General features: G+C 42.4%; 17 protein-coding genes. 7 read left to right on the top strand and 10 right to left on the bottom strand.

The annotated features are described in order from the left end of the window. Positions 1–130: 130 nt before the first annotated feature. Complete coding sequence (locus OH456_RS04735; RefSeq protein ID WP_006071721.1) at positions 131–2020, top strand: putative bifunctional diguanylate cyclase/phosphodiesterase; 1890 nt, start codon at positions 131–133, stop codon at positions 2018–2020. A gap of 87 nt (positions 2021–2107) precedes the next feature. Beyond that, positions 2108–3763: an ABC-ATPase domain-containing protein gene (locus OH456_RS04730; RefSeq protein WP_270032909.1), complete on the top strand. Its 1656-nt coding sequence runs from the start codon at positions 2108–2110 to the stop codon at positions 3761–3763. 36 nt (positions 3764–3799) lie between these two features. On the opposite strand, the gene OH456_RS04725 is transcribed toward OH456_RS04730, so the two are convergent. Together OH456_RS04725 and OH456_RS04720 are read right to left on the bottom strand one after the other, a co-directional pair. After that, positions 3800–4411: a DNA-J related domain-containing protein gene (locus tag OH456_RS04725; protein WP_124942142.1), complete on the bottom strand. Its 612-nt coding sequence runs from the start codon at positions 4409–4411 to the stop codon at positions 3800–3802. A gap of 101 nt (positions 4412–4512) precedes the next feature. Next, on the bottom strand, positions 4513–5352 hold the full coding sequence (locus OH456_RS04720) for an isopenicillin N synthase family dioxygenase (RefSeq protein WP_006071715.1): 840 nt from the start codon (positions 5350–5352) through the stop codon (positions 4513–4515). Positions 5353–5551: 199 nt separating this feature from the next. Between OH456_RS04720 and OH456_RS04715 the strand changes: the two genes are divergently transcribed. Next, positions 5552–6160 (top strand): DUF2238 domain-containing protein, encoded by a 609-nt coding sequence (locus OH456_RS04715; protein WP_038222427.1) that lies wholly within the window; start codon positions 5552–5554, stop codon positions 6158–6160. Here the strand turns inward: OH456_RS04715 and cutA are convergent. From cutA to OH456_RS04690, 5 genes are all read right to left on the bottom strand, one after another. Beyond that, positions 6150–6470: a divalent-cation tolerance protein CutA gene (gene cutA / locus OH456_RS04710; protein WP_006071711.1), complete on the bottom strand. Its 321-nt coding sequence runs from the start codon at positions 6468–6470 to the stop codon at positions 6150–6152. The genes OH456_RS04715 and cutA overlap by 11 nt on opposite strands. 11 nt (positions 6471–6481) lie before the next feature. Then, the gene (locus OH456_RS04705) at positions 6482–6733 is read right to left on the bottom strand and encodes a hypothetical protein (protein WP_270032908.1); all 252 of its coding nucleotides are present in this window, start codon (positions 6731–6733) and stop codon (positions 6482–6484) included. A 4-nt stretch (positions 6734–6737) separates the two neighbouring features. Beyond that, positions 6738–8459, bottom strand: a complete 1722-nt coding sequence (locus OH456_RS04700) for an SgrR family transcriptional regulator (protein WP_270032907.1) — start codon at positions 8457–8459, stop codon at positions 6738–6740. Positions 8460–8522: 63 nt separating this feature from the next. Beyond that, complete coding sequence (locus OH456_RS04695; RefSeq protein ID WP_236111633.1) at positions 8523–8756, bottom strand: DUF3389 domain-containing protein; 234 nt, start codon at positions 8754–8756, stop codon at positions 8523–8525. Beyond that, positions 8753–9187: a hotdog fold thioesterase gene (locus tag OH456_RS04690; RefSeq protein WP_124942146.1), complete on the bottom strand. Its 435-nt coding sequence runs from the start codon at positions 9185–9187 to the stop codon at positions 8753–8755. The genes OH456_RS04695 and OH456_RS04690 overlap by 4 nt, the downstream gene beginning before the upstream one ends. A gap of 139 nt (positions 9188–9326) precedes the next feature. Here OH456_RS04690 and OH456_RS04685 point away from each other — a divergent pair, with 139 nt between their 5' ends. Continuing rightward, complete coding sequence (locus tag OH456_RS04685; RefSeq protein ID WP_270032906.1) at positions 9327–10109, top strand: M48 family metallopeptidase; 783 nt, start codon at positions 9327–9329, stop codon at positions 10107–10109. Positions 10110–10156: 47 nt separating this feature from the next. Here OH456_RS04685 and OH456_RS04680 read toward each other — a convergent pair whose 3' ends face one another. Together OH456_RS04680 and OH456_RS04675 are read right to left on the bottom strand one after the other, a co-directional pair. After that, positions 10157–10372 (bottom strand): hypothetical protein, encoded by a 216-nt coding sequence (locus OH456_RS04680; protein WP_124942147.1) that lies wholly within the window; start codon positions 10370–10372, stop codon positions 10157–10159. 496 nt (positions 10373–10868) lie between these two features. Beyond that, on the bottom strand, positions 10869–11816 hold the full coding sequence (locus OH456_RS04675; RefSeq protein WP_006071700.1) for a hypothetical protein: 948 nt from the start codon (positions 11814–11816) through the stop codon (positions 10869–10871). A 454-nt stretch (positions 11817–12270) separates the two neighbouring features. Here OH456_RS04675 and OH456_RS04670 point away from each other — a divergent pair, with 454 nt between their 5' ends. Beyond that, positions 12271–13518, top strand: a complete 1248-nt coding sequence (locus tag OH456_RS04670; RefSeq protein WP_006071698.1) for an outer membrane protein transport protein — start codon at positions 12271–12273, stop codon at positions 13516–13518. 16 nt (positions 13519–13534) lie between these two features. Further along, positions 13535–15928 (top strand): VolA/Pla-1 family phospholipase, encoded by a 2394-nt coding sequence (locus OH456_RS04665; RefSeq protein WP_270032905.1) that lies wholly within the window; start codon positions 13535–13537, stop codon positions 15926–15928. 56 nt (positions 15929–15984) lie between these two features. Here OH456_RS04665 and OH456_RS04660 read toward each other — a convergent pair whose 3' ends face one another. Then, positions 15985–17037, bottom strand: coding sequence for a cysteine synthase A (locus tag OH456_RS04660; RefSeq protein ID WP_270032904.1), 1053 nt, complete (start codon positions 17035–17037; stop codon positions 15985–15987). Positions 17038–17309: 272 nt separating this feature from the next. Between OH456_RS04660 and OH456_RS04655 the strand changes: the two genes are divergently transcribed. After that, on the top strand, positions 17310–18152 hold the full coding sequence (locus tag OH456_RS04655; protein ID WP_270032903.1) for a patatin-like phospholipase family protein: 843 nt from the start codon (positions 17310–17312) through the stop codon (positions 18150–18152). Positions 18153–18249: the final 97 nt, after the last annotated feature.

Raw genomic sequence — 18249 nt, 5'->3', positions numbered from 1 at the left:
CCTATCTACCTACCTGTAAAGCCTCCGTGCATCGCTCGCCGCTAATAGACTACTTATACTTAAAGAATAATAAAGTTCGGTTGAATCAATAATCAGTGATCATTACAAACCACAGGATGTGGAACTATCTATGCGTAATTATCAAGCGTTAGAACCTTTAGGCTTTCTTTCTGATTCGGATATTCGAAAGATAAGAGGCGTACTTACATTACACGAAAGTGACCGTATGAATGAACCTGTATGGGGATATTGTACACTGCAAAACCAATCGATAGCTTTACAATACATTGACCATAAGAGCGCAACGTCACTATTTCAAAAGGGAGATGAATCCTCTGCCCCCTTTCGATTCCCTTGTAACCATGAATCAATCGCCAAGTATTTTGAAAAGCTTTTAGACAAACTAAACATGGATATGTCCCAATATACTGTCGATTATCTCGAAATCTTCAACGCCAGCGACAAGCCGTTAGGTTTAGCGTTTATCATTCATCAATTTGATAAGGATGCAAAAAACACGCTACGCCTACTAGTCGATCAGATTCAATCCATTGCTGCACAAAAAAAACTCTCACAAACGATTTTGGACATGGAATTAAGCTTTAAAACGTCACTTAAAGAACGTGACCACCAGATTGCTTTGCTTGAACAAAATCTTCAAAACCTAAAATCGAAAAATTCCCTTCTAGAAAGGCAGATGCAGTATCAGAAAAATCATGATTCGGCCACTAACATGTTAAACAGACAGGGGTTGGAAAATGCTCTAGAAGCCTCATTCAACAGTCGGGCTATCATTGACGGTAATGCGTATCTTTCTGTCATTTTTATCCAAATCACTAACGGAGAACGAATTCAAGCCAGGATTGGCTGCGATGGCTTTGATACGTTGCTATCGTTATTGGAACAGAAGATTAGCAAAAACACGCCACACATCCATTACTACGCTCGTATTTCAACGACTGAACTTGCATTAACAACCATTGTTCCCTCTTTCGACGAGCACTTTTTACCCAACCTTTGTCGACAACTGTCCGAAGTAGCACGGCAAGGCATGTTTTATCGCGATCAAGAAGTGCATCTACATGTCTTTATGGGCGTGGCAAACTCGTACCATACCGATAACTCTACAGACCTGATCAATAACGCATTTCACGCTGCAGTATCATGTAAAGAGTCAGGGGCAACTGTAAGTACATTCACCCAAGCAGACCAAGATGAGCAGAAAGAGTTTAACCAGCTTGAACACTATTTACTTCAGGCCGTGAGAAATGACGATCTTATTCTTTATTTTCAACCAAAGATCGACTTAAAGAATGATAAATGGATAGGTGCGGAGGTATTGCTGCGTTGGAAGCATCCTGTTTTGGGTGACATCTCCAATGAAGCTCTAATTCATATGGCCGAACAAAATGGGCTTATTGTTGAAGTAGGTTACTTCGTGCTTAGGAGTGCGATTGATAAAGCCTCTGAATGGATTGAAATCGCACCTGATTTCACTCTGTCTGTGAACGTATCTGCAAAACAGATCTGTTCAGCCCGCTTTGCTGACAGAGTTCTCGAGATTTTAGAAAACAATGAGTTACCATCAACCAATTTAGAACTAGAACTCACTGAAAGTTGTCTTGTTTCTAACTTCGAAGTGGCTTATCAAAATATAGTTCGCCTTAAGGGACATGGCGTTCGATTTGCTCTTGATGATTTTGGTACTGGGTATGCTTCGTTTAGCTATCTTCGAAAACTTCCATTCGATTGCATAAAAATAGACAAAGAATTCCTCTCTAACATACTTCACAATGCTCAGGATAAAGCGATACTTCGTTCAATAATCAATATAGCTAAAAAGCTAAACAAGCAAGTCGTCGTCGAAGGTGTAGAAACATCAGAGCAACACCGATTCGTAGCAACCGAGAGTTGCGACGTCGCACAAGGGTATTACTACGCTAAACCAATGCCTAGAGATATATTTGAGGCCCATCTCGAAAAACAGTACCCGCCGCCCAAGCAATTCATAATCCGATAACCTTTTATTTTACAGCATAGTGCTTTACCCGCAGCTGTGAGGCTCCTATAATCCCGCACCAACCTTAAGAAATTCGAGACATTCGACATGGATCTATTAATCGCCAAACTAAAAAAAATCGAGAAGCAAAATTATCGTGCTTACCAGCAAATCAAAGGTAGTTACGATTTCTCTGACTTTGATTTTCATATAGATCATGTTCAATCTGACCCTTACGCAGCGGCATCACGCGTACGAGCATTCAGACAATGGGCGCCAAGCGGTCTTGAATGGTTAAAAGATCAGTCACCAGCTTATCAAATTGCCGCGCGAGACTATATTGCTCGCCAATTTGCTGCTTTTGCAAAGCAAGAGAACAATGTCTCCATTTCATTAACTGGTCAAACGGTGATGGACTCAACAGCCGTTATTTTTACCGACGAAGGGGTTGAGCTTCGTTTTCGCGTTAACTTGCCAGCGGAAGGTCGCAGCATCTTAGCGAAGAAAGCCATTAATATGCTGACGTTCCATCTACCAAAATATATTCGTAAAGCGACATTAGAGCGCGAATTAAACATTCAAGAACTTAAGAAGCACTGCGAAGCAGTAGAAGATCAGGTAGCACTACGAGAGCAGCTTGCTGCGAATAACTTAATTGCCTTCGTTGCCAATGGAAGTGTATTACCTCGAATCGCAGGTAACTGTGATTTACCAATGAAAGACGCCATTCCATTCACGTCACCAGAATCACTCGAAGTAACGTTACATCGTCCCAATCAAGGTTATATCAAAGGCATGGGTATCACCAAAGGTGTCACATTAATTGTTGGTGGCGGCTTCCATGGTAAATCGACTTTGCTTAACGCACTTGAACGCTCCATTTACGATCATATCCCTGGTGATGGTCGCGAAGGGATCGTCACCGATGCAGATTCATGCAAAATTAAAGCGGAAGACGGACGCTCAATTCACAATTTAAACTTGAGTAATTACATTAATCATCTGCCGTTTGGTAAACAAACCTCTGATTTCAGTACCCAAGATGCTTCAGGTTCTACGTCTCAAGCAGCATGGCTACAAGAATCCATTGAAGCAGGTGCCAGCACTATCATGATTGATGAAGATACCTCAGCAACGAACTTCATGATTCGTGATGAGCGTATGCAAGCACTAGTATCTAAAGGTGATGAACCTATTACACCATTTGTTGACCGTGTTGGGCAGTTAAGAGATGAGCTAGACATTTCAACTATCATTGTTATGGGTGGCTCTGGCGACTACTTAGATGTTGCGGATACTGTGATTCAAATGCATGACTATCAGGCAATTGATGTCACAGAGAAAGCACAACAAGTCATCGCGCTTCATCCAACTGAGAGGCAGAATGAATGTGAGAAACCTCTGGAACTGATTCCACCTCGTCATGTTGATTGCGCACACCTACAGCAGCTATTGATCGATGGAAAATTCCGAGTATCTGGCAAAGGCGCAAACAGTTTACGATTTGGAAAAGAGTTTATTGATGTCCAAGCACTGGAGCAGCTTGAATCAAATTCTGAGCTCAATGCTATTGGTTGGCTATTGTTCCAACTAGCACAACAGCCTGGTTGGTCAACACATCCACCAAAAGCGCTATCCGAACTGCTTCAAGGTGATTGGAGTGCGACTATGCCAAATTCAGGTGATCTTGCAAAGCCAAGATTGGTTGATACGCTAGCGACCTTAAACCGCCTCAGAGGCGCGAAAATGCGTCAGCCGCGTTAATTGGGTTATGCCAAATGTAGTGAGTCATCAGACTCACTACTCCTTCAATAGTGACCACGCTTCGCAGTAACGTCTAAACTTCTCAGCATCCCCACCTTCACGATCCGGATGCCACTTAAGGGCGAGTTTACGCCACGCTTGTCTTATCTCTCTTTGTGTTGCCCACTCATTTAATTCAAAACACTTAAGCGCAACACTTCGTGACATTGTCACAGATGAAACACCAACAAAATGTTTATACCGTTGCCAAAAGTCCTCTAACAAACGTTTGACCTCTCCTGTATCAGCCTCATAGTGTGACCAATCAAGATAATATTCTCTCAATGGGTTATTTTTATCTATGGCGTGCTCCGTGGAACGGTAAGACAAAAGTTGAATGTTCATAGCTTCGACTTGCAACCACTTCTCGGGTATCAGTAACTCTTGTAGCTGATAAAGGGCATTCATTAGTAAGAAGTTTCGTTTAAAAAGATCTTTTTCTGGAGATTCATCCAATGAAGGTATCAAGCTTGCGTCGGCGAGTTGAGAAGCTAAGGTATGAATTTTCAAACCATCCACATTGTTCTCAATTAAATGTAATACCGACCAAAGCAATGGGTTATCTGCTTGTCGATGAGATTTGACTTCGCAATCTGTAGACCCTGTCAATCATCCTCTCCTATTACACTGTGCTTTCATTTAGAGATTAGCACTTCCATCCCTTGAGTACACAAAAAAGGCCAGCATAAAGCTGACCTTGATTCTATCCGTTAGATAACACCTAACTCTCTCAATCGTTCCATTAGATAGCTGTCAGCTGTGTATTTATCTGACAGTACAACCTCGGGATTTGGGTGCAAGAATAGTGGTAATGAAATACGAGACTTCTCTTGCTTCTCACCAGTTGGATTGATAACACGGTGAGTTGTCGAAGGGAAGTATCCGCCACTTGCTTCTTGCAGCATATCACCGATGTTGATGATTAAGTTTCCAAAGTCACATGGAACATCCAACCACTCATCATCCTTTGTCATGACTTGAAGGCCCGGTTCATTCGCCGCAGGCAAAACCGTCAGTAGGTTAATATCTTCATGGGCAGCAGCACGAATCGCGCCCGGCTCTTCGTTACCAGTCATTGGTGGATAATGCAGTACACGTAGTAATGTCTTTTCGCTGTTCTTGATCATCTCAGACAGTTCAATCGAAAACTTGTCACTTACTTCTTTCGGAGCATACTCTTCTACCCAGCCAAGAAGCTCAGCAGCGAATTCATTCGCTCTTCGATAGTAATCCAAAATTTGCTCTTTGAGCTCTTCTGGGATCTGTCCCCAAGGATAGACATGAAAGTACTCCTTAATGTCCTTAACTGAGTGCCCTTTAGCAACTTCAGACACACTAGGCGGGAAATAACCGTCTTGGGTCTCTACATTAAAGTGAAACTCATTCTTCCTTTCTGTGCTAAAGAACGCGTGCCAGTTCAGATAAATCGATTCTACAAGTTCTTGAGGAATTGGATGGTTTTTAAGAACCCCAAATCCCGTTTCTCTTAATGAACGTACAAACTGCTCCGCTGCATCTGGTGCTAAATAATCAACCGTTTCTAATTTCATGACTTTGCTTTCTTGTCGTTATGATTTGACGCAGATGTTAGAAAAAAGTTGGCGTTTTTTCAAAGAATCTATTGTATAGCTGTGTAAACGCTTGCGTGTTTTGTGCTATTCATCACCAAAAACGGTTACAACTTAATTGAACGGTGTTTTATTAAAGTTATACTACGCTTACAAAAAAAGATATTAGATAGCGAATATTATGAATTACAGAACCTCGAGGCGTTACTGCCCTATTCTCACCTTTCTTACCGGTTTATATTGTCTCGTTTTTGTCTTTTCAGCGATTGCGCCAAGCTCGCGAGCAGTATGGGTGGCAGAGATTGTTCCCGCAGTGGCCATCTTGTTACTCATTTGGCTAGTATCTGCTAAATTCCAGTTTTCCAAACCCGCTTACGTTTTGATGTTCATCTGGCTTGCCCTTCACACTATAGGGGCGAAGTACACGTTCGCCGAAGTCCCTTTTGATTGGTTCAATCAGTTAATTGGCTCTGAACGAAACAACTTTGATAGAGTTGCCCACTTTTCCATTGGCCTTTACGCCTTTCCTATTGCGGAATATGTCTATCGCAATAAAGTAATGAGCAAAATTCCAGCGATCATGTTTGCGTTATTCGCCATAATGAGTCTAGCGGCAGCTTATGAAATCATAGAATGGTGGTACGCTGCCATTGCTGGCGGAGATGAGGGGATCGCCTTTTTGGGCTCACAAGGCGACATTTGGGATGCGCAAAAGGACATGCTATGTGACACGCTAGGTGCTATCACGGCATTGACACTTTTTGCTCTAAAGACGCCAGCTAAGGCTTAACATTTTGTTTTAACCAATTGAGGTAAGGTCTAAATCCTGCCTCAATGGGTAAGGCAACAATCTGTGGGACTTCATACTCGTGGTTGGCAATAATAGTTCGTTCTAGACGTGAGTAGGCCTCATTAGTCGATTTGATGATCAACAACACTTCTTTATCATGACAGACTTTCCCTTCCCATACATAGTGGCTACCGATGTTTTGCGTCTGAATGCATGCTGCGAGACGACTCTCCAATAATACCTTAATTAAGTCATCAGCTTGTCTTTCATTTGATACGGTAGTAAGTACCGTTATGGCATTGGATTTCATCAACTATTTCCCTATTTCATACGAACTTTTCCACCAACCATTTTGATCGCTGGCGTACCACGAATTAATGTAGCTCTACCGAAAACACTCACGCACTGAGGACAAACACCGAGCTCCTCCGTGAAATCTTCGGCAATCCGTTCCTTAAAACACTTGACCAGCGCGCCCTTTCCACCTTTACGATATCGAAATAGCTTAGCGCCGCATTTGGAACAGAAAATGTCGACGGTCTTCACTGGACCTTTTTTATTAGGTTTTGCCATTGTACTAACTGTTTATCTCAAGGTCGTCTGGTTTGACCCACACTTTACTGAAGTCAAACCAACCTAGCGCATTGCATTTGGCATTTTGCAAACTACCACAATGGTCTTTGCTGATACCCAGCCAACAATGAAACATAGGAATGATTTGATAACTTTGAATCAGCTTTTTACCCAATTCTTGAGCTGGGAACTTTTCATTCGCTTTTCCACGCCAATCTTCGACGATCTTAGACCATTGGTAAAAGTCTTCAGGCTTAGACATATGTTCGATATCACTGTGGCCGAGTAACCAGCCTGCTAATGCTTCCTCGCGTTTACTAGCAATACCCATAGGGCGAATCCATATGTCGATATCATCGAATTCCGGAGAATCTAAACCATAGCGCACCAGCTTAGTTCGAATTCCATCTTGTTTTAGTAATTCTTCAATGCCCTTTGCAATCTCTGGGAACGTTGGATGCTCTGCGTAATAGGCAATTCTAATTTCTTTATCTGCGATATGTTCATACTCGGCCTTCTGCAGCTCTTGTATCTCAGAAGTCGGATGATGATACCAGCCTGGCTTAAGCCCATGCGCGGGAATCATTCCAAGCTCTTCAATGGTCTTTTCCGGGAGCTTGCGGAATATCGCCAACGAATTGATTTTTTTGCTCAGATAACGAGCCCAATGATCGTCTTTAGCAATGCCAGACACACGATTTAACAACAAATAGGTGCAGCCAGGGTCAAGTTCAATGTCGTCTTGAACTTCAGAGCGAGCTCCGGCAATCGGATCCGCTAACGTAGGGAAAACCAATGTAGAATGCGTTTCGTCGATGACCCATACCTCTACCGTATCCAGCAAAGGTCGATAACCAAAGTAGCCATCGAACGCGGATAAAATTAGTCTCTTATCATTATTGGTCGTCACACAATAAGGGCCAGTACCAATAGGATATCGATCGAAGTCATCACCTCGCATATTTTCAGGCGGCAATACCTTGGCCATATTCTCGGCAAAAAGCATCGGAGCTTGAAAATCGGGTTGTGTAAAGTAGACATCAATGACCCATGCTGATGGCGAGATAACTTTGTCCAAATGCTTATAAAGGTTAGCGCCTTTTAACGTTTCAATACTTTGAATTATGTGGTCAATTTTGAGCAGTTCACCGTTATGGAAGCGAATACCAGGTCGTATGTAGAAACGCCATTGCGTTTCAGAGATCTGTTGCCAATGGTGAGCAATATCCGGTTGTAGGACATCATTCTCGTCAAATTTAGTTAACCCACTGAATACTTGGCGTGCTATATGAATTTCAGAACGGCGCATTGGCTTAGTTGGATTAAGCATCGACAACGCGCGGTAGTATGGAAGTCGGATGACTTGTTTACCGTCTGATTGAGTTACCCCTAAGTAGCTTTGAATAACATTAGATAATCGACTTGCGTCTTTGTCGAGCACATTTAATGCATGACCAATACGCCCCTCTTCCAAGTAACGCCTTGCCAGCGTTTCGCTCACATCATTTCGATTCTGTTTGAAGATAAGTTGAGAGAGCTTTCCTCGACCTGCAGCTGGGTGCCATTCAATCCACCCTTCTTCTTCAAGTTTGTTAAGCACGATACGGGCATTTCGCCTAGTACAGAACAAAATACCAGTCACATCTTCTAGTTGTGTTTCAGCATCTTGACCTGAAAAGTGCTCAAATAAAATCTCAAATTGCTTTCTTAGGCGGGGACTGCTCATAAAGAGGAAATACCATTCGTTGACTTGGAAATAAGTTTCCTCTTTATTAGCTTATTTGGCAAGTTACAGTGTCAAAATCGCTATGCCAGTCTCATCGGAAATAGCACGAAGTTGTTCCTCACTGTCTAATTTGACGGACCATTTACACTCCGCACCATTAGCGGAAATAACGCATGCTGGAATGATAAGTTGTAACGCATCTACTTGGGCTTGCAAAGTTACATTGCTCACCGCTAGCCGAACTACCATTTCATGTGGCGTAACAATCACCTTACCTTGAGAAAAATCGACGATCATCGGCTAGCCTTTTTATTCTTTTTCACCGCAATCGTTAAGCGGCTTGTACACACTAACCTCTGCTTCTCGTCGGTAATATCGATTTGCCAAACTTGAGTTGAAACACCAAGGTGTATAGGCCGTGCTGTGCCTATTACGAAGCCAGAACGCATCGCTCGCACATGGTTAGCGTTGATGTCTAATCCGACACAGTAATGGTCATTATCAACACAATAGTTCGCAGCAAGCGATCCTAAAGTCTCTGCTAACACGACAGATGCACCGCCATGAAGCATCCCCAACGGCTGATGCGTGATGCTACTTACAGGCATCGTCGCACTTAACGTGTCATCGGTGAACGCCGTATATTCAATTTGTAGGTGCTCAATTAACGTGTTCTTAGAAGTGCGATTTAACGCCTCTAATGAGATATTCTTCTTCCAAATACTCATCGATAAATCCTATACTTAGGTGAACTAATTATAAGAATGATGCCTGTGGTTAACACGAATGGCAAATATCAAAATGTAGGTAACGCGTTTCCCCTTATTCCAACTTAGGGGACGGATAACATTTAAGGGAGTCTCACATATGAAGACTTGGACAAAGGTTTGCTGCTTAGCAGCGGTCACTACTGCAATTGCAGCATGTTCATCGTCTCCAACCGGACGGAATCAACTGATTCTGTTCTCAGACGCGCAAATGAGTCAATTAGGTACTCAATCTTTTGAGCAAATGAAGAACGAACAAAAAGTAAGCACTGATAAAGAAGTGAATGCTTATGTTCAATGTGTGGCAAAAACCATCACAGACCACGTACCACCCCAGCCTGAATTCAGCGAATGGGAAGTGGTCGTATTCGATTCCGATCAAGTTAATGCCTTCGCACTACCAGGTGGTAAAATCGGGGTCTATACAGGGCTATTGAATGTAGCAGTGACTCCAGACCAACTCGCTACAGTTATAGGCCACGAAGTGGCTCACGTTTTGGCTGACCACAGTAACGAACGCTTATCACAATCACAACTAGCCAATACGGGACTTCAAATTACAAATACCGCTCTTGGCGGCTCTCAGTATCGCGATGTCACAATGGCCGCTTTAGGTGTTGGGGTTCAATATGGAGTGATATTACCTTACGGTCGAACTCAAGAGTCAGAAGCGGATATTGTTGGGTTAGAATTAATGGCGAAAAGCGGATTTGATCCCAATCAGAGTGTTGAGTTATGGAAGAACATGGCAAAAGCATCTGGAGGGAGTCAACCACCAGAACTTCTGTCCACTCATCCATCTCACGATACTCGTATTTCAGACTTAAGAGCAAAAGCGGCGACGTTACCGAATTACGATACGATGAAACCTAGCTGTAAATAGTTCAGTTACGCCACCTATAAGTAAAAGATACTTCAGAGGTGGCTTGATTAACCATGCACCTTTAGAATGCCGCCTAATCTCTCTATGACGACCGGGTCATCCCTTACGTTATCAAACCAAGCATCAGTCGCCGTTGCTAAAGCAAGACAAATGGTGTCGATAGGGATTGCCATTTGTTCCTTAATGCTGCTTTCATCCAGCGTTCGATATGCTTCAGGAGTGACGAATCTATATTTCTTGACCATCTTTAGAGACTTACTCATCTCTAGGCTACTACCTGTCTCATGAAAGAAAGCACATCTGAGCGCATATAACTCCTCTCCACGGAGCTGCAAGATGGTACGAGTTTGTTTATTAGTTTTTTCCGCTAACTGCGAAGAAACCCATATTTGATACCACTTTTGATACCTCGCCCTAGGTTGCTTCTGAGGGTTTTCTAGCCTGCCACATATATCGGGCAACGTGAGTGCAGTTAATAAGGCAGCATACCAATCTTCTCTTTTTAGTGATTTCCTCACTGAGTCGGTAAAATGTTTCATCTTGAGCCTTTAACATAGAATATAAAATAAGCACAAAGCGTTATTTTTTTGTCACTGACATTTTTTTGACAGTTATGAATCAAGTGCCATATTTATGATTTCAGTTTATAAAATGCAGTAGTTGAGCACAAACGTGCTCAACACATTGGGTTATAATCAATAGATCTATAAAAGTTATTTAGTATAACTAACCAAAACCATAAAATGGCATTATCCAATATTAAAATGGATAATATAAGTCATTTTCTGGACCTAATTCTTCAATTGAAGACTGTGACTTTTTATCGTAGACAGCCTTTACAATCACTTTTGAGTTATATGAATTTCTAAATAAGACCTCTTTGCCTTCACCCACTTTTTTACCATTAATGTAGTATGTGGCTTCTTTATTTGAGGACAGTTTAATGTCTTTAGTACTTATTCCAAGTTCTTTATTTATCTCTTTTATAGTAAGTAAAGAAAAAGGTTGTGTATACGTGATTGCAACGCTATAAGACAACGTACCATTAATGTTTAGGTTAGCATCTTCAACCTTTGTTGCATGAACCCTGTACTCACCAACCGTTGACTTCATGGCTTGGCTAACAATGTTTGCTTTATTTTTATTAAAACAATCACTTAAGGTCATTGAACTTGAGCAAATAACCTTTCCATCAAAGAAGACTTTTTTCTCCTTATCAGCATCTTGTTTGAGCCTCGTCTCAATGTCTTTTTTTAGTTTGGCAAGTTCTAGCTCTTTGCTCTTTTCTATGGCTTGCTTTTCGTCTTCATTATTTTTTATCTTCTTAACAAGCTGAGCTTCTTTATTAGTATCACTATTTAACTTAGCAACGCTTTCATTATAAATAGCAATATTATTTTGCAGTCGATTAATAAGATACTCGTTAATTTCTTTTTTTTCACTCGTAAGATTCACTAACGAATTATATGTGGACTCTATATCTTCTTGCTTATTACCAATTTCATTAATCACTGCATCATTATTATATCGCAGTATATCAACTTCATCGTAAAACTGTTTGAGTTTTATATTGACACTTTGGGTATCGAATTTTGTATAGATCTCTTTCTTCTTAGCCAACTCCTCTGGCGACAGTTGCAGTTGAGCAAATGAAACAGAAGGGAGCAAAACAGAGAGAAGCAATACTGGCTTTGTTATGTTCTTCATAATATTTGACGTTAATTGTTAGTTTACTTAGTTTCAATCATATCTTTGGCGATAGATAGAAACAAGCAAACGCTAACATTGTTCTGACATTTATTTCAAAGGTGAGATCATGGGCATATTTTATTCAGGTGATAAATTAGAATCATGAATGTTAATTGTCTACATCTTTAAATCTACAATAAACGAAAGCCTAAGGAACAATCTGAATCATCGTGGTTCTATCGAGAAGATGTTCATCAATGAGTTGATACAGCTCCTCTACCATCCTCTTTCGTCTTCCCCCTTCTTAACACGCTCATCTAACTATAACGATCCAACCTTGTACACAAGTTAATCAAATTTCACTTGATTTAACACTTGATTTACATATAGTTAACAACTGGTCTGATGAGACTTATATACAAATACAACTATAAAAATGGATTTTCTAGCTTTTCCGAAAGGACACAAAGATATGAAACAAAAAGCTCTCCTAATCCCTCTTGTCTGGGGAATAACACCTGCTGTCTTAGCCGCAGGATTTCAGGTAAACGAACACTCTGCTTCAGGCTTGGGCCGAGCATTTTCTGGAGAAGGTGCAGTTGCTGACAATGCGTCGGTACTTGCTCGTAACCCCGCAGCTATGACCTTGTTTAGTACGGCACAATTTTCTGGCGCCATTTCCGTCGTCGACCCTGATATTAACATCACCGATACGACTAACAACCAGGAAATGAAAGATGTCGCACCGATGCAAGTCGTTCCCGGTGCTTATTATATTTCTCCTATTAATGACCAGTGGGCATGGGGAATCGGACTGTTTAGTACCTACGGGGTGGCAACAGATTATCCAGATGCGAGTTATTCAGGCGACCTTGCTGGCGACACATCTTTAGTCTCAGTATCATTGAATCCTAATGTCGCCTATCGTATCAACGATTCGTTCTCCATTGGAGCTGGGGTAAATGCCGTCTACGCCCACGCCAAGTTGAATCGTCACAAAGGGATCTTAGCGGATGCGGTCTTCGGTGGTTCTCCAAGTGATAAACTTATCTCCATGGAAGGTACCACTTATGCATTTGGTTGGAACCTCGGTGCTCTGTACGAAATTAATGAAAACAACCGATTTGGTTTTTCTTATCGAAGCGCGATTGACCTAGCATTTAAAGATGGTGATTTCTCCAGCTATGACACGGGGATCTCTACCCCAGCAGCGACCAAAGCCGACTTAGATGTCACACTTCCTGCCATTTGGGAAATCTCCGGCTATCACAAGTTCGCTAGCCGCTGGGCAGTTCATTATGGCATTCAACGCACTGAATGGAGTGACTTTACAGAACTTAAAGCCACATCATCAACATGCACTGGGGGTACTCCCCCTGGAGTGTGTTTTTATAAAGAAGAAGACTACAAAGACAGTAACCGCTATTCACTCGGGTTTACTCACTTCTTAAATTCAAATTGGACTCTACGCGCTGGTTTTGCTTACGACGAACAGGCCGGAAAAGCGACGTTGAGTATTCCGGACTCAGACCGTTACTGGTACTCAGCTGGTTTGACTTATCGTATCAATGACAAGATGACATTGGATGCAGGTTTTACCTACATCGATGCTAAATCCGGGTCATTTACTGAAAAGAATAAGCTAGATGAAGAACTCGTATTCACTGGTAAATCCGCCGCTTATATAAGCGCGATTCAGTTTAACTATCAGTTCGATTAATGCCGGGAGAATAACGATGAAAAAGCTACCACTAGCGCTAACCATTTCAGCTTCACTACTCATCTCTGCTTGCGGAGATGAAGGTGAACTAGTTGGTACTCCAACGACACCAAACTATGAGCCTTACATTCAACAGTCACTTGCACAACCAACCAAATTAGCCTTTACATTACAAGGCAGCAATGCAGACGTGCCGTTTCCTACATTTGCGTTAATGAACCAAACTGATGGAACATTAGAATTACCAACCGGCGGAGATGATTCACTATCAAACCCGATAGCAGCGATGGGCCAGATGGATGGATGGTCTACTACTTCGCCTATTTCTGTTAAATTTGGTGCCCCACTAACGCTATCACCAGATCCTTCGTCTGTAACTATCATTAAGCTAACTGAAGGTTTGACATCCGCATCACCAGCGCCGGAAAGCGTACTAACTTATGGTACAGACTTTGTTCTAAGCACTACAGGTAATAGCCTCGTCATTGCTTTACTCAAAGCCCTAGAGCCATCGAGTGAATATATCATCGCAGTAAACGATAAGCTCCTTGATATTAATGGTGAAGCGGTCGGTACATCTCAAGGTTATGCTGCCTTGAAATCAAGCTCAAAAACCTACACCGAAGGCACATTAGCAAGTGCACAAAAAGTGGTTCAAGGGACTGAACAACTCATAGCTGCCGGTACTTCAAACACAGTAAACACCACTAATATTGTCTATTCCACTTGGTTTTCTACTCAATCTGTTGGACAAACTTTGTTTGCGACTAAGTCTATGATCGCGGCTACTCTGCTGCCTGAGTACTCGCCAAGTGATATTTGGAAAGGAGTGGCGAACCCCAACAATGTAGCGATTGATAGTTTGGGTCAAATGACGTTTGGAGTGCCAGAAGACTATGCACAAGCTCTCGCCAGTGATAGCAATTTTATCAGTTACATCAATACCGAAGATGCACGTAACAAGCTCATTGGTGTTTATGCTAATGCGGGCACTGTTACCGTCACAAAGGGGTCTGTCAAACTGCCTTACTACCTAGAAACAGATGCGAACTGGAACAGCCAACCGTTTGAATCAGGCTCACCCAGTTTAGCCGTGATTAACAGTATCATTAGTGACGACGATGAAAAGGCTAACTTTGTGACACAGTTAGTTGCCAAGGGGATTGATCCTAGTGCTTTTGAATCCGATCCAGCATCGCAACTACCCAAACTAATGGGCACTACTTTTACTAAGTTGGATGGTTCACGGTATGACGAAGAGCGTATTATCACTCGTTACGCACCAGTCCCAGCTGTAAAGTCGTTACCGGACGTCAACTTTTTACTGTTCACTCCGACATCAGGTAGTATTTCTGGTTTAGTGATTTACCAACACGGTATTACTTCGGCTAAAGAGAACGCTTATGCTTTTGCCAAGAACTTTACTGATGCAGGTTTAGCGTTAATTGCCATTGATGCTCCCATACATGGTGAGCGTAGTCTTGACGCCCAACGTTCAGCCAACGTAAGCGTGTTAGCGTATATGAATCTGAGTGTCTTACCAGTCGCCAGAGATAATATTCGTCAGTCCATGTTGGACTTGATGACATTACGATATGCTATCTCAGCAAATCAAGCAGCTGGTGCATTGGCATCAACTCCCTTAGCTACTTTGCCAAACACCACTACAACACAACCTAGTTTCTTAGGACACTCATTAGGTGGTGTTTTGGGAGTCCCAGCCGTAGCGCAAGCTAACGCCAAAATGGGTAACACTGCCGATTCTATGTTTGGTTTTTCCAGAGCAGCTTTCGTCAACTCAGGAGGCCAAATTGCGAATTTACTCTTTGGCTCTGGATTCTACGGCCCGTACATCACACACAATATTGCACTTGAAGGTAGTACCGGTTACGGTTCTTATGCGAGTGCTAATTGTAGCGGAATATCAGAAGCGCAATGTTTAACAGACTTTGAGAGTACATCAAGCAGTAACTTACCTGCTCTACTGGCAGAAAACTTACAGTTTATCTACGCAACTCAAACCGTAGTAGATACCGCTGACCCTTATACCAACGCAGACACGTTGATTGCAGATGGAACACCTGTTTATATGGCGCAAGTGAAGGATGATGGCACAGTGCCTAATAACGTTCTCAGTGCCAAATATGTCACGTCATCACCAATGGCTGGTACTGAACCTCTTGCTACAAAATTTAGCTTAGAAGTGTTCGATAGTGCGAAAGGGAGTGGTAGTAGTACTTCTCCATTTGTACGTTTTCGTGATATTGGTAAACACTCTACCTTCATTTCGGTCCAAGACACCGATAACCTGAGTGATTTAGCGTATCACGCAGAGATGCAATCGGAAGTTGTTAGCTTTTTAGCCACCGGAAGTAGTGCAATTTCTGACGCTAATTCAGTGTTAGAATAGAAGTTAATTAAGAGATATAAAGCGAGTCGTAGACTCGCTTTTTTCATTTTAATACATCAAGAGACATCAACAACTCTGCTATCATCATCAGCTTGGTAACGTGCCCATATCTCCTCAAGAGTTTCAGTCTTGAGACTTATCCCTCTCTCTTTTAGAAAATCCTCGTTGTACAACTTTGAGTAGGAACGATCCGCCAAGTCACAACTAAAAGTAACAATTGTTTTTCCTTTGCCCATTCTCGCAGCAGTGTACAGCGCTCCCGCAACGTTCAGTGAAGAACTGCTGCCAAGAACAATACCGTCATGTTCCGCTACCAAACGAGAGATAGCTACTAAATCCTGATCAGGCAAAGTGATTGCGTGGTTGATTTTCGCCTGCCTGAAGTTATCTACCGTTCTCATAATGCCTATCCCTTCGGTAAACGAACTCCCTGTAGATTGGTATTCTCCGTTTTGCAGAAAAGAATGAATACCTGAGCCATCAGGGTCGACCAGCCACGTTTTCAGATTTGGCTGTTGCTGCGAGAGGTAGTGAGAGTTTCCGGCAATTGTACCACCTGTCCCTACTACAGACACTAATGCGTCTATATTGCCTTCGGTTTGTCGCCAGATTTCGGGGCCCGTGTTTAAATAGTGCGCTCGGTAATTGCTTAGGTTCTCAAACTGATCAGCCCACCAGTAATCTTCATGCTCCTCACCTATCCTCTTGGCAGTGTGGTAAAAGTGTTCAGGGTTTGCAAATGGGCAAGGGTCGACTAGCAACAGTTCTGCGCCATAGAGGGAAATCATTCGTTCTTTTTCTTTCGCCTGCCCTTTTGGCATCACGACCAACATCTTGTAACCAAGTGCCTTAGCCACTAGTGCGAGCCCGATGCCGGTATTTCCTGCGGTCCCTTCTACTATAGTCATACCAGGTTTTAGTTTTCCCGCGTCAATGGCATCGGTCACCAACTGAAGCGCGGCTCTATCTTTTATTGAACCACCTGGGTTCTGTTGTTCGCACTTGAGAAGGATGCTACAACCTGATATCTCTGAAAGGCTATTAATTCTGACCAGATCGGTGTCACCGATGAGTTCACTGACATTGTTTGCAATAGAGGCAATTGACATAATGGCTCCACTTATCTATCTGATTTATTTAGCGTGTATCTTTATTGTTAATTATCATAAGCGTAGTTAGGTGGATTGCTTAGTCAAGATAAGCGCAAAGGAAGATGGTATTTATAAAGCGCTTTCGTATAGAGAAGCTCGACGGAGTTTGGTATTTTATCTTAAATCAATTACACATCAGACCACTCGTACATTCAGTGTTTAACGCCGTAATAGCAAGGTCAACGGGTCAAATGGAAACGCCTGTAAAACTCTAAAGGAATCAATTTTTCATGTTACAGAAAACGAAACATGCCTTAGTCGTCGAAGGCGGCGCTATGCGAGGCATCTTTGCCGCTGGGGTTTTAGATGGCTTTATCGACCATAATTATAATCCTTTTGATTTTTGTATTGGAGTTTCTGCAGGGGCGACTAATATAGCCTCGTGGTTATCCAATCAACGAGGACGAACCTACACCATCATTGCTGACTACTCGTGTCGTCCAGAATTTATTAACTTCCATAACTTTGCTAAGGGTGGTCACTGGCTAGATCTCGACTGGTTATGGGATCATATTGCGATACATTATCCCTATGATATGCAAGCATTTAACGAGCAGCCTATTCCTTTCCACATTGTTACAACCGACATTAACACAGGAGCTCCTGTATACACGTTAGGATCACAAAGTAATTTAGAAATGATTCTAAAGGCATCATGCTCTGTGCCTGTCGCCTACCGAACGCCTATAGATATCGATGGAAGAAAGATGATTGATGGAGGAGTTGGTGATTCAATTCCCGTGATTGAGGCGTACAAAAGAGGCGCTAAGGTCATCACAGTGGTTCTGTCGCAAAAGCAAGGCTATGTCAAACGACCACCTAAAGCACCTTGGCTACTGCGTCGATTTATGAAAAACACTCCTCTACTGGCAGAAGCTATGATCAACCGCGCAGATCAATATAACAAAACGATGGAGTTTATTAACAACCCTCCACCCGACTGCAATATTCACGTTATTACTCCCGAAGATAGTTTTTCTGTGGGACGGCTAACAACGAATAAAGACAAGCTTGAAGCGGGATATCAGATGGGGTTAAGAGCAGCAGACAAAGCGGTACAGCAAGATACATAAAGTGTGTTGTCTTTGCGCTCACCATTTTACGAATAGCTAGCTAGAACTAAAAAAGCGAGCACTAGGCTCGCTTTGAACTATTCATTTTCTATTCTGG

It is taken from the genome of Vibrio sp. La 4.2.2 (genome assembly GCF_027586995.1).
GTDB lineage: Bacteria > Pseudomonadota > Gammaproteobacteria > Enterobacterales > Vibrionaceae > Vibrio > Vibrio mediterranei.
Note: the sequence above shows the minus strand (reverse complement) of the source record. Positions and strands in the feature narration are given on the sequence as shown.

Bases quoted from the DNA above. Each gene is read 5' to 3' on its own strand.
- OH456_RS04665 (WP_270032905.1), top strand. From the start codon at position 13,535: ATGAAAAAGCTACCACTAGCGCTAACCATTTCAGCTTCACTACTCATC.
- cutA (WP_006071711.1), bottom strand. From the start codon at position 6,470: ATGAAATCCAATGCCATAACGGTACTTACTACCGTATCAAATGAAAGA.
- OH456_RS04655 (WP_270032903.1), top strand. From the start codon at position 17,310: ATGTTACAGAAAACGAAACATGCCTTAGTCGTCGAAGGCGGCGCTATG.
- OH456_RS04670 (WP_006071698.1), top strand. From the start codon at position 12,271: ATGAAACAAAAAGCTCTCCTAATCCCTCTTGTCTGGGGAATAACACCT.
- OH456_RS04675 (WP_006071700.1), bottom strand. From the start codon at position 11,816: ATGAAGAACATAACAAAGCCAGTATTGCTTCTCTCTGTTTTGCTCCCT.
- OH456_RS04735 (WP_006071721.1), top strand. From the start codon at position 131: ATGCGTAATTATCAAGCGTTAGAACCTTTAGGCTTTCTTTCTGATTCG.
- OH456_RS04705 (WP_270032908.1), bottom strand. From the start codon at position 6,733: ATGGCAAAACCTAATAAAAAAGGTCCAGTGAAGACCGTCGACATTTTC.
- OH456_RS04685 (WP_270032906.1), top strand. From the start codon at position 9,327: ATGAAGACTTGGACAAAGGTTTGCTGCTTAGCAGCGGTCACTACTGCA.
- OH456_RS04680 (WP_124942147.1), bottom strand. From the start codon at position 10,372: ATGAGTAAGTCTCTAAAGATGGTCAAGAAATATAGATTCGTCACTCCT.
- OH456_RS04700 (WP_270032907.1), bottom strand. From the start codon at position 8,459: ATGAGCAGTCCCCGCCTAAGAAAGCAATTTGAGATTTTATTTGAGCAC.
- OH456_RS04720 (WP_006071715.1), bottom strand. From the start codon at position 5,352: ATGAAATTAGAAACGGTTGATTATTTAGCACCAGATGCAGCGGAGCAG.
- OH456_RS04695 (WP_236111633.1), bottom strand. From the start codon at position 8,756: ATGATCGTCGATTTTTCTCAAGGTAAGGTGATTGTTACGCCACATGAA.
- OH456_RS04730 (WP_270032909.1), top strand. From the start codon at position 2,108: ATGGATCTATTAATCGCCAAACTAAAAAAAATCGAGAAGCAAAATTAT.
- OH456_RS04690 (WP_124942146.1), bottom strand. From the start codon at position 9,187: ATGAGTATTTGGAAGAAGAATATCTCATTAGAGGCGTTAAATCGCACT.
- OH456_RS04660 (WP_270032904.1), bottom strand. From the start codon at position 17,037: ATGTCAATTGCCTCTATTGCAAACAATGTCAGTGAACTCATCGGTGAC.
- OH456_RS04715 (WP_038222427.1), top strand. From the start codon at position 5,552: ATGAATTACAGAACCTCGAGGCGTTACTGCCCTATTCTCACCTTTCTT.